This is a genomic window from Streptomyces sp. NPDC042336 (genome assembly GCF_055581985.1).
In genome coordinates, this window is sequence record NZ_JBVJEA010000008.1 from 146,162 (window position 1) to 157,558 (window position 11,397).

The following is an 11,397-nucleotide window of genomic DNA, read 5'->3' on the forward strand; positions in this document are numbered from 1 at the left end:
GCTCCGCCGAGGAACCCGGCCGGCCGTGCCCCGCCTCACCGCCCGATCGAGCGCCTGATCGACCGGGCCCGGCGCACCACCCTGCGTGCCGTGGAGTTGTGCGGCAGGAACCCCAGCCGGGCCGGGATGCCGCCCGGCAGGCCCAGGGAGGTGAGCCTGCGCTTCTTGAAGTACCGCCAGGTGCGGGCGTCCAGGTGCGCGCGTAGATACGCCTCCGCCGCCGGGCGCAGCTCCGGCAGGACCTTCGGCTGCATCGCGAACCCGACGGCCCCCACCAGCGCGGCGAGCGCCTCGGCCGGTACGTCCCGCCGCCCCTCGGCGACGGCGGCCGGGTCCGCCAGGTCCGGCAGGAGCGCGTCCACGAGGGTGGCGGGCACCCGGTTGCTGTTCTCGTACGGCGTCAGCCGGTCGAGCAGCGTCTCGGTACCGACCCGGGCGACCGGCAGGCCGTACAGCGCGGAGGCGGTGAGCAGGGCCGTCGAGAAGCAGCCGACGACCAGCGCCGGACGCATCCGCTGGAACAGCACCTCGGCCAGGACCGGCGCCTCCACCACCGTGAGGCCGACCCCCAGCCGCCCGGCCTCCTCCTCCAGGACCCGGGTGAAGCGGGCCGGGGCCGTGGGGTGCGTCTTGAACACCACGCGCGTGTGCCCGAGCGCGGCGACGCCGGTCAGCATCCGCACGTGCAGGTCCTCCTCCTCCTCGGCGGAGAGGATGCCCAGCGCCGACAGGTACTGGCCGAGCAGCACCGCGGGCCGCTCCACGTCCGGCAGCCCGGCGCCGGTGTCCGCCTGCTCGGCCAGCACCTTGGTGAACGCCGGGGACGGCACGATCTCGGGCCCGACGCCGAACTCCGTCAGCAGCAGCGGCGCGAGACCCGGCACCAGGTCCAGGTGGAGCAGCCGCTCCACACGCGTGCCGACCAGCGGGGCCAGCTTGGTGCGGGTGGGCCCGTAGCTCATCAGACCGTCCGCGTAGACGGTCAGGGGCGCGTCGGTGAAGATCTGCGCCACGCCCAGCGCCGGCGGCACGTGGACCGACTCCACGGTCAGCGCCACGTCGTCGTCGCCGAGCCCCCAGGCCAGCCGCAGGTGCCGCTCCCACAACGGCACGTCCCCGGCTCGCGGCGACCAGTCGCCGGGATGGAAGGGGTAGATCGCCTCGTTCCATGACACCACGTCGTCGAACCGGCCCCGCAGCCGCTCGAACCCCGGTGTGGCGTCCAGGGACGGTGTCGTCTCGGGCGTCGCCGCGTTGTTGCTGACCAGCAGGATCCGCCGGTCGGCCGGGCCGAAGCAGCCGGAGTCCAGGGCCGCGGCGAGCGTGGCCGTGCCGTACAGCGTCGACGCCAGGAAGATCTGAGTGGTCATGCCGCAGCCTCCTCGGCCGGCCGGCCGGAGGCCGCGCCCGCGCGACGGCGCAGCCGCCGCAACCGCGTGGCGCGCTCGGCGTCCATCGTGTCGAGCACCTCGTCGAGCGCATCCTGCGGCATCCGCCGCAGCGCCGCCGCGCTCCGCTCCTTCAGTATCCGGGCCACGGCGGGCTCGAACCGCTCGATGGCACCGAGATGGTGGGAGATGATCGCGCAGTACGTGCGGACCGCCTTCGGCACCAGCCGCGCGGCGTCCGGGTCCCCGGCCGCCCCCGCGAGCACCTCGTCGAACGCGCGGATGAAGTCGAGTTGGCGCACATCACCGATCTGGGTGAGCGAGGACGCCACCCCGCGCCGGTAGAACACGCCGAGCAGCCCGGTCACCGCGAAGGACTCCGCCTGTCGGTGCAGCTTCCAGATCCACGGCCGGTCCTCGGCCGTGCGCAGCCCGTCGGTGAAGTGCAGCAGACCGCGCTCGGCCAGCCGGCGGTGGTAGACACCCGCCCACGCGTAGGCGTAGTCCACGGAGGTGGTGCGGTGCGCGGGCAGGATCGCCTCGCGCGGGCGCAGGGCCGTGTTGCGGCGGCCGTGCGGGACCCGGTGCAGGGTGCGGTTGCGTCCCGTGCACTGCACGTGGTCGGTGCGCACGAAGTCGACGTCCAGTCCCTCGATCGCGGCCACCAGGTCGGCGCAGTGGCCCGGCGCCAGCCAGTCGTCGCCGTCCAGGAAGGTGAGGTACTCGCCGCGTGCCCGGTCGATGCCGGTGTTGCGGGCCGTCGCCAGGCCGCCGTTCTCCTCGTGTATGACCAGCACCGCCCCCGGCAGCTCGCGCTCCGCGCGCGCGAGGAGGTCCACGGTCCCGTCGGTGGAGCAGTCGTCGACGAGAATGAACTCGAAGTCGTCCCGCGCGTTGGCGCGCAGACTCCGCAGGGTGTCTGGGGCGTATTGCCGCACGTTGTAGAACGGCACGATGACGGAGAGCTTGGGCACGTGAGCGACGTTATGCGACGGTCCGGCATGCGGCTTTACCGGTTTCTTGATTCCCGGTGAACGCGCCGTGGCGAAGCGGTGAAGCGGATGCTTTTCCGGGGCCGGGGCGGGCCGATTCCCCATTCGGCGACGTGCTGTTCACCATTTGTTGGATTCCGGTTGGGCGGTTCCTAGGAATGGCTTCCTAGCGTCTACGACGTGCCAGCAAGTGCAACGAAGGCCCTCAGAGTCGCCGTCCTGGCGGACTCCGACACCCGGTGGAAGTGGGGCGCGCTCACCGCGACCCGCGTCCGCCCCGGGGACACGGAGCTCCACCTCGACGGCTACCTCCTGCGCGGCCGAGCCACCCCCACCGCCCGCCAGCTCCAGGAGGTCGGCGTCAGCGCGGACTCGCTCCGCGAGGTGACCGCCGTCGAGTTCCTGCGCGCCATGGCCGGGGCGCGCGGCGAGGACTCCTACGACGTCCTCGTCCTCGCCCTGGTCGGCGGCGGTGTCCAGGCCATGCTGCACGGGCTCGGCCGCCTCTGGCAGGACGGCGCCGAGCGGCCCGTGGTCGTCACCGGCTACGTCGGCGTCGTCTACGAGAAGCTCGCCGACGGCCTGCTGCTGCGCCACGGCGCCGACCTCGTGCTCGCCAACTCCCGCCAGGACGCGGACCGTTTCCGTGCTGTGTACGAGGGGGTCGGCGCCGACGCCGCCGCGGTGACCGAGGTCGCCCTGCCCTTCCTGGGCGGGGCCGCGTACGCCGGTGAGCCGGGCGGGGGCGAGCGCCCCTACACGGTGGTCTTCGCCGCCCAGCCCTCCGTGCCGGACAGCCGCGGGGACCGTACGTACCTCCTCGAACGGCTGATCCGGCACGCGCGCCTGCATCCCGAGCGCGAGGTGCTGCTCAAGCTCCGCTCCAAGCCCGGCGAACACACCACGCACATCGAGGAGCTGCCCTACCAGAAGCTGGTGCAGCGGGCCGACCCGCCGCCCAACTTCCGCCTGGTCTACGGGCACATGGGCGAGGTCCTGGACCGCACCGACCTGCTGGTCACCGTCAGCTCCACGGCTGCCCTCGAATCCCTGCACCGCCGCATCCCCACGGTCGTGCTCAGCGACCTAGGGGTGCGCGAGGCACTGGGCAACCACCACTTCGTGGGCTCCGGCTGCCTCGCCTCCTGGGACCAGCTCGACGCGGGCCACCGCCCGGTGCCCGACCCCGAGTGGGTCGCCCGGCAGGGCGTGGCGGCGGACGGCGGCTACGAGACCGCCTTCGACGAGGCCCGCGGACGCATCGCCGCCCTGCTGGCCCGGCCCGGCGGCCTGCCGCCGCTCGCCCCCTACTACACGCTCGGCACCGCGCCCGGCTACCTGCCCGGCATCCTCGCCCGCCACCACCTCGCCCCCGACGGCACCCCGCTGCCCGGCGCGCCGGCCGCCGACCGGGCGCCCGGCCCGGTCCGGCAGGTCGTGCGCCGCGCGGCCCGCGGCGCCTACCGGCACGGCGTCCAGCGGGTGGCCCCGGTGATCCGGCGGATGGGGGAGCTGTGACCGCCCCGACCCCCGGGCCCGCCCCGATACCCGAGACCTCCGCGGTCGCACCCCCGGCAACGGGACCCGCGACCCCCGCGTCACCTGCGCAAGGAGCAGATCCCATGTCCAACCCGGAAGCGGGCCAGGGCGCTTCGGTGCGCCGGGTGCTCGCCGTGATCCCCGCCCGCGGCGGCTCCAAGGGAGTGCCCGCGAAGAACCTCGCCCCCGTCGGCGGCGTCCCGCTGGTGGTCCGTGCGGTGCGCGAGTGCCTGGCCGCCCGCCTCGTGACGGACGTCGTCGTCTCCACCGACGACCGGGCCATTGCCGCGGCGGCCCGCGAGGCCGGGGCCGAGGTCGTGCTGCGGCCCGCCGCCATCGCCGGGGACACGGCCACCTCCGAGGCCGCCGTGCTGCACGCCATGGACACCCACGAGGCCCTGCACGGCGCCGCCGTCGACGTGGTCCTGCTCGTGCAGTGCACCAGCCCCTTCCTGGTCCGCGAGGACGTCGACGGGGTGGCCGGCGCGGTCGCCGAGGACGGCGCGGACACGGCCGTCACCGTCGCCCCGTTCCACGGCTTCGTCTGGCGGGACGGCGGCGACGCGGCGGGCGGGGCCGACGGCGGCCACGGCGTCAACCACGACAAGGCGTACCGCCCCCGCCGCCAGGACCGGCCCCAGGACCTGCTGGAGACCGGCGCCGCCTACGCCATGGCCGCCCCCGGCTTCCGCAAGCACCAGCACCGCTTCTTCGGCCGCACCGAACTGGTCCGCACCGACCCGGCCCGCGTCCTGGAGATCGACGACCCGCACGACCTGGCCCGCGCCCGCGCCCTCGCGCCGCACTTCGACGCCGCCAGGGCCGGCGCCCTGCCGACCGCGGCCGACATCGACGCCGTGGTCCTCGACTTCGACGGCACCCAGACCGACGACCGGGTGCTGATCGACTCCGACGGACGGGAGTTCGTCTCCGTGCACCGCGGCGACGGACTCGGCATCGCCGCCCTGCGCCGCAGCGGCCTGACGATGCTGATCCTGTCCACGGAGGTGAACCCGGTCGTCGCCGCCCGCGCGCGCAAGCTCAAGCTGCCCGTGCTGCACGGCATCGACCGCAAGGACCTCGCCCTCAAGCAGTGGTGCGAGGAACAGGGCATCGCGCCCGAACGCGTGCTCTACGTCGGCAACGACGTCAACGACCTCCCGTGCTTCGCCCTCGTCGGCTGGCCCGTGGCGGTCGCGAGCGCCCACGACGCCGTACGCGGCGCGGCCCGCGCGGTCACCACCGTCCCCGGCGGCGAAGGCGCCGTACGGGAGATCGCGACCTGGCTCCTGGGCCCCTCACTCGACACCCCCGACCCTCTCGAAACCCCCACGCTCACCCAGTCCACGTAAGGAACCCCCTGCCATGAGCACCAACTCCCGCATCCGCACCTTCGGCACCCGCGAGGCCGGCCCCGGCCGCCCCGTCTACATCACCGGCGAGATCGGCATCAACCACAACGGTGAGCTGGAGAACGCCTTCAAGCTGATCGACGCCGCCGCCGAGGCCGGCTGCGACGCCGTCAAGTTCCAGAAGCGCACCCCGGAGATCTGCACCCCGCGCGACCAGTGGGACATCGAGCGGGACACCCCCTGGGGCCGCATGACGTACATCGACTACCGCCACCGCGTGGAGTTCGGCGAGGACGAGTACCGCCAGATCGACGAGTACTGCAGGACCAAGAACATCGACTGGTTCGCCTCCCCGTGGGACACCGAGGCCGTCGCCTTCCTGGAGAAGTTCGACGTCCCCGCCCACAAGGTCGCCTCCGCCTCCCTCACCGACGACGAGCTGCTGCGCGCCCTGCGCGCCACCGGCAAGACGGTCATCCTCTCCACCGGCATGTCCACCCCGAAGCAGATCCGCCACGCGGTCGAGGTCCTGGGCAGCGACAACATCCTCATGTGCCACGCCACCTCCACCTACCCGGCGCAGGCAGAGGAGCTGAACCTCCGCGTCATCAACACCCTCCAGCAGGAGTTCCCGAACGTCCCGATCGGCTACTCCGGCCACGAGACCGGCCTGCAGACCACGCTGGCCGCCGTCGCCCTCGGCGCCACCTTCGTCGAGCGCCACATCACCCTGGACCGCGCCATGTGGGGTTCCGACCAGGCCGCCTCCGTCGAGCCGCAGGGCCTGACCCGCCTGGTGCGCGACATCCGCACCATCGAGGCCTCCCTCGGCGACGGCGTCAAGAAGGTCTACGACTCCGAGCTGGGCCCGATGAAGAAGCTGCGCCGCGTCACCGGCGTCGTCGCCGAGGCGGAGATCGCCGCCGCCGCGGGCGAGCCCGTCACCGTCTGATCCCCGGCCACCGAGTCACTCACCACGGGACGGTCCCCCACAGATGAGCCCCCGCGCCGGGAACGCCGGCCCCCGCACTCTCGCCTTCGTCGAGAGCCCGGTACAACTGCTGAACGTGCTGGAGTGGGCGCACACCCGCGCCCCCGGCGCGGAGCTCACCCTCGTGGTCCTCTCGCCCGTCGACCCGATGACCCGCGGCCAGCTGCGCCGCATGGCGGAACTGGCCCGCAAGGAGGGCCACGAGATCCGCTGGGAGGAGGCGCGCGGCGGTGCCACCGCGCCCTTCCGCACGGTCGGCGGCCTGACCACCGCGCTGCGCCAGGCGGACCGGGTCGTCATGGGCGACCCGTTCTCCCGCTACGTACAGCTGCTCCTCACCATCACCCGCGCCCACGACCTGGTCGTCGTCGACGACGGCACCGCCACCATGGAGTTCGTCACCCAGCTGGCCCACGGCGAACGCCTGGTGCGCTGGCACCGCAAGGGCAGCCGCCCCGGCCCGCGCGACCTGCTCTTCGCCCCGGTCTCCCGCTCGGCCCGGCACCGCCTCACCCCCACCCCGGACCGGCAGGTCTCGGTCTTCTCGTCCATGCCCATCGAGGAGGTCCCCGAAGGCGTCACCGTCGCCGCGAACGACTTCGCCTGGACCAGGGCCCGCTTCGGCCCGCCCCGGATCACCAAGGGCGCCGACATGGTCGGCACCTCCCTGGTGGAGACCGGCGTCGTCGACGCCGACCGCTACGTGGCCGCCGTACGCGCCCTGGCGGGGGCCCACGGGGCCGCCCGCTACTTCGCCCACCGCCGCGAGAGCGCCGAGAAGCTGCACCGGCTGGCCGTGGAGACGGGCCTGCAGATCGTCCGCCCCGACCTCCCCCTGGAGCTGATCGCCCGCCGCGGCCCGATCGGCCGTACCGTCCTCAGCTTCCCCTCCACCGTCGTCCACACCCTCCCGCTGGCCCTCGCCGGCACCGAGGTCCGGGTCGCCGTCTGCGACATCGACCCCGCCTGGCTCACCGAGTCGGCCTCACCGCGGGCCCGCGGCTTCCTGAGCGGGGTCACCGGCTCGGCCCGGGACGTGCACCGGCTGTCGGCGGTGGCGGGGTAGGCGGCAGGCAGCGGGGGCGGCAGGCCCGGCATACGGACGGATCCGGCGTGGCTCAGCCGTGGCGTGGTATGCGTGAGGGGAGCAAGTGAACAGCAAGGACGGAGCCGGGTGCCGAGGCCGGAAACGGGTGAGCGTACCCACCCCCGTTGAGAGCCATGCGCCGAGCGGCCAACTTTCTTCCCCTAACGGGCTGAAATTTTGTTGATCGAGGGGCAGTTGACTACCCCGGCGTCCTACCCTTCAGAGGGTGAACGTGTTGATGTCCCCAGAGTCCGAGGCCGACACTCCCGGTGAAGCCGCGCTGCCCGGCACCTTGCCGGACGCGCTGCGCGCGGAGCTCGTGGCCTTCCGCCGCGACCTGCACATGCACCCCGAGCTGGGCAACCAGGAGTTCCGCACCACCGCCGCGATCAAGGAACGGCTGGAGCGGGCCGGTCTCAGGCCGCGCGTGCTGCCCATCGGCACCGGGCTCGTCTGCGACATCGGCACCGGCACCGACTCCGGACAGTGGTCCGGCGGGCCCCGCATGCTCGCCCTGCGGGCCGACATCGACGCCCTGCCCATCCCCGACACCAAGACCGAGTGCGCGTACCGCTCGCAGGTGCCGGACCGGGCCCACGCCTGCGGGCACGACGTGCACACCAGCATCGTCCTCGGCGCCGGGCTCGTGCTCGCCGCCCTGCACGAGCAGGGCCTGCTGCCCCGGCCCGTGCGGCTGGTCTTCCAACCGGCCGAGGAGGTGCTGCCCGGCGGCGCCGCCGACGCCATCGAGGGCGGTGCGCTCGACGGGGTGCGCCGCATCCTGGCCGTGCACTGCGATCCCCGGGTGGACGCCGGGAAGATCGGGCTCAGGGTCGGCCCCATCACCTCCGCCTGCGACCGGCTCGAGATCGCCCTGAACGGCCCCGGCGGCCACACCGCCCGCCCGCACCTCACCACCGACCTGGTCACCGCCGCCGCCCGGGTGGTCACCGACGTGCCCCCGCTCGTCGCCCGGCGCGTGGACAGCCGCAGCGGGCTCGCCCTGACCTGGGGACGGATCGAATCCGGCCACGCCCCGAACGTCATCCCGCAGCACGCCGAACTCGCCGGGACCGTGCGCTGCCTCGACCTGGACGCCTGGCGGCAGGCGCCCGACCTGGTGATGGGCGCCATCGACGAGATCGCCGACCTGTACCGCGCCAAGTCCGAGATCACCTACGTCCGCGGTGTCCCCCCGGTCGTCAACGAGGTCACCAGCACCGAGCTGCTCCAGGCCGCCATGGTCGCCCGGCGCGGCACCGACGCCGTGGAGGGCACCGAGCAGAGCCTGGGCGGCGAGGACTTCTCCTGGTACCTGGAGCACGTGCCCGGCGCCATGGCCCGCCTCGGCGTCCGCCCGCCCGGCGAGCGCACGGTCCGCGACCTCCACCAGGGCGACTTCGACGTGGACGAGCACGCCATCACGGTCGGCGTGGAGATGTTCACCGCGGCGGCGCTGATCGACGCCGTCCAGTAGGCCGTGCGGTGGTAAGTCCCCCTTCGATCCGGTCGTTAACAGGGCGGTAACCGGCCAGCGGCACGAATGGGTAACGGCCCTGCGGAACCCCGTTCCCAGGAGGTTCTACGCGCGTTAATGTGCGCCGAACCGAGCGCCCGCTGCGGGGCTTTGGAGAATGGGGAACTTCAGATGCGTCGGATATCGAGACTGACCAGCGTCGCGGTGGGGGTCGCGTCGCTCGCACTCGCCGCCACGGCCTGCGGTGGCACCAGCGGGGAGAGCGGCGACGACGGCGGTGACGACAAGGGCCTCGCCATCGCCTACGACGTCGGCGGCAAGGGCGACCAGTCCTTCAACGACGCCGCGTACGCCGGTCTGCAGCGGGCCCAGAAGGAGTTCGGCTACAAGACCGCCGACATCGAGCCCACCGACGGCGAGACGGACGCCGACAAGGAACAGCGCCTGACCTCCCTGGCCAAGCAGGGCTACAACCCGGTGATCGGCGTCGGCTTCGCCTACGGCCCGGCGATGAAGGCCGTCGCCGCCAAGTACCCGGACACCACCTTCGGCATCGTCGACTCGGTGGTCGAGGGCAAGAACGTCGCCTCCCTCGTCTTCGCCGAGAACGAGGCCTCCTACCTGGCCGGCGTCGCGGCGGCCAAGGCCACCAAGTCCAAGACCGTCGGCTTCGTGGGCGGTGTGGACGTCCCGCTGATCCACAAGTTCGAGGCCGGGTTCGAGCAGGGCGTCAAGGACACCGACCCCAAGGTCAAGGTGCTCTCGCAGTACCTCACGCAGACCGCGGAGGAGGGCGGCTTCTCCAGCCCCGACAAGGGCAAGGCCGCCGCCGAGGGCCAGATCGAGAAGAAGGCCGACGTGGTGTACGCGGCGGCCGGTCTCTCCGGGCAGGGCGTGATCGAGGCCGCCGCGAAGGCGAAGATCTGGGCGGTCGGCGTCGACTCGGACCAGTACAAGCAGGAGGCCCTCGCGGCCTACAAGGACTCCATCCTGACCTCCGCCCTCAAGGACATCAACGGCGCGGTCTTCGCCCTGGCCAAGTCCGTCGAGGACGACAAGCCGCTCACCGGCACCCACACCTTCGACCTGAAGTCCGACGGCGTGGGCCTGTCCGACAGCAACCCGAAGTTCGCCGGGATCCCGGGTGCCAAGGAGGCCGTGGACAAGGCCAAGGCGGGCATCGTCGACGGCTCCATCAAGGTCGCGACGGAGTAGCCGCGCCCCCTCCGCACACCCTCACGGAGCGGACGGACACCCCCGGGTGCCCGTCCGCTTCCGCGTCCCGCGGTCTCCGCGGCCGACGTCACCCTCCGCCACCCCCCGTTCGCGCCCGGCGAGCCCCGTACCCCCGTACGCTTCGCCTTGCTCACGGGCGGATAACAAGGTGGACAGAAGGGGTTTTCAGGCAGGTCTACGCGCGTTAATCTGCGGCGAAGCCAGCGCCGCAGCCGAACCGTCCCCGGCGCTTGTACGACAGGAGCACCAGACATGCGCCGGATTTCCCGGATCACGGTCGCAGGCGCAGCGACCGCCTCCCTGGCCCTCGCCCTCGCCGCCTGCGGTGGTACCTCGACCGACTCCGGTTCGGAGTCCAAGGGGGACAAGGGCCTCGCCATCGCGTACGACGTCGGCGGCAAGGGCGACCAGTCCTTCAACGACGCCGCGTACGCCGGTCTGGAGCAGGCCAAGAAGGAGTTCGGCTACGAGACGGCCGACGTCGAGCCCACCGACGGCGAGACCGACGCCGACAAGGAGCAGCGGCTGTCCTCGCTGGCGAAGCAGGGCTACAACCCCGTCGTCGGCATCGGCTACGCGTACGCCTCCGCGATGAAGAACGTCGCCGAGAAGTACCCGGACACCACCTTCGGCATCGTCGACGACGCCACGATCGAGGCGAAGAACGTCGCGGACCTGGTCTTCAACGAGCAGGAGGCGTCCTACCTGGCCGGTGTCGCCGCCGCCAAGAGCACCAAGACCAACACGGTCGGCTTCGTGGGCGGTGTGGACGTCCCGCTGATCCACAAGTTCCAGGCCGGCTACGAGCAGGGCGTCAAGGACACCGACCCGAAGATCAAGGTCGTCTCGCAGTACCTCACGCAGACCGCGGAGGAGGGCGGCTTCTCCAGCCCCGACAAGGGCAAGACCGCCGCCGAGGGCCAGATCGAGAAGAAGGCCGACGTGGTGTACGCGGCGGCCGGTCTCTCCGGTCAGGGCGTGATCGAGGCCGCCGCCGCCAACAAGGTCTGGGCGATCGGCGTCGACTCCGACCAGTACAAGCAGGAAGCCCTCGCCAAGTACAAGGACTCCATCCTGACGTCGGCCACCAAGGACGTCGCCAAGGCGGTGTACAGCCTTGCGAAGTCGGTCGAGGGCGGTAAGCCGGAGACCGGTATCGTTCGGGGCGATCTGAAGTCCGGCGAGGTCGGTCTCTCGGACTCCAACCCGAAGTTCGCGGACGACGCCGAGCTCCAGGCAGCCATCAAGTCGGCCAAGGAGAAGATCATCAGCGGCGAGATCAAGGTCAAGAGCAGCTGAACGGCTGAGTAGCACCAGCAACACCTCGAACAGCGT

At 72.3% G+C, this 11,397-nt stretch carries 9 protein-coding genes; 7 read left to right on the top strand and 2 right to left on the bottom strand.

Annotation, left to right across the window (positions count from 1 at the left end; genetic code table 11):
• Nucleotides 1-35: 35 nt before the first annotated feature.
• Nucleotides 36-1,370, bottom strand: coding sequence for a polysialyltransferase family glycosyltransferase (locus ACZ6IM_RS19300; protein ID WP_052839724.1), 1,335 nt, complete (start codon nucleotides 1,368-1,370; stop codon nucleotides 36-38).
• On the bottom strand, nucleotides 1,367-2,362 hold the full coding sequence (locus ACZ6IM_RS19305) for a glycosyltransferase family 2 protein (protein WP_052839723.1): 996 nt from the start codon (nucleotides 2,360-2,362) through the stop codon (nucleotides 1,367-1,369). The genes ACZ6IM_RS19300 and ACZ6IM_RS19305 overlap by 4 nt, the downstream gene beginning before the upstream one ends.
• 198 nt (nucleotides 2,363-2,560) lie before the next feature.
• Here ACZ6IM_RS19305 and ACZ6IM_RS19310 point away from each other — a divergent pair, with 198 nt between their 5' ends.
• The 7 genes from ACZ6IM_RS19310 (at nucleotide 2,561) to ACZ6IM_RS19340 (ending at nucleotide 11,361) form a co-directional block, all read left to right on the top strand.
• Nucleotides 2,561-3,898 (top strand): DUF6716 putative glycosyltransferase, encoded by a 1,338-nt coding sequence (locus tag ACZ6IM_RS19310; protein WP_052839722.1) that lies wholly within the window; start codon nucleotides 2,561-2,563, stop codon nucleotides 3,896-3,898.
• Between the two features lie 104 nt (nucleotides 3,899-4,002).
• A complete protein-coding gene (locus ACZ6IM_RS19315) occupies nucleotides 4,003-5,271 on the top strand; it encodes a cytidylyltransferase domain-containing protein (protein WP_052839721.1) in 1,269 nt (422 codons plus the stop codon).
• 13 nt (nucleotides 5,272-5,284) lie between these two features.
• A complete protein-coding gene (locus ACZ6IM_RS19320; RefSeq protein WP_052839720.1) occupies nucleotides 5,285-6,223 on the top strand; it encodes an N-acetylneuraminate synthase family protein in 939 nt (312 codons plus the stop codon).
• A gap of 43 nt (nucleotides 6,224-6,266) precedes the next feature.
• Nucleotides 6,267-7,328 (top strand): hypothetical protein, encoded by a 1,062-nt coding sequence (locus tag ACZ6IM_RS19325; protein ID WP_052839719.1) that lies wholly within the window; start codon nucleotides 6,267-6,269, stop codon nucleotides 7,326-7,328.
• Nucleotides 7,329-7,587: 259 nt separating this feature from the next.
• Nucleotides 7,588-8,826, top strand: a complete 1,239-nt coding sequence (locus ACZ6IM_RS19330) for a M20 family metallopeptidase (protein ID WP_052839718.1) — start codon at nucleotides 7,588-7,590, stop codon at nucleotides 8,824-8,826.
• A 171-nt stretch (nucleotides 8,827-8,997) separates the two neighbouring features.
• Entirely contained in the window at nucleotides 8,998-10,041 is a 1,044-nt protein-coding gene (locus ACZ6IM_RS19335) for a BMP family lipoprotein (RefSeq protein WP_052839717.1), read from the top strand.
• Between the two features lie 273 nt (nucleotides 10,042-10,314).
• On the top strand, nucleotides 10,315-11,361 hold the full coding sequence (locus ACZ6IM_RS19340; protein ID WP_052839716.1) for a BMP family lipoprotein: 1,047 nt from the start codon (nucleotides 10,315-10,317) through the stop codon (nucleotides 11,359-11,361).
• Nucleotides 11,362-11,397 lie beyond the last annotated feature (36 nt).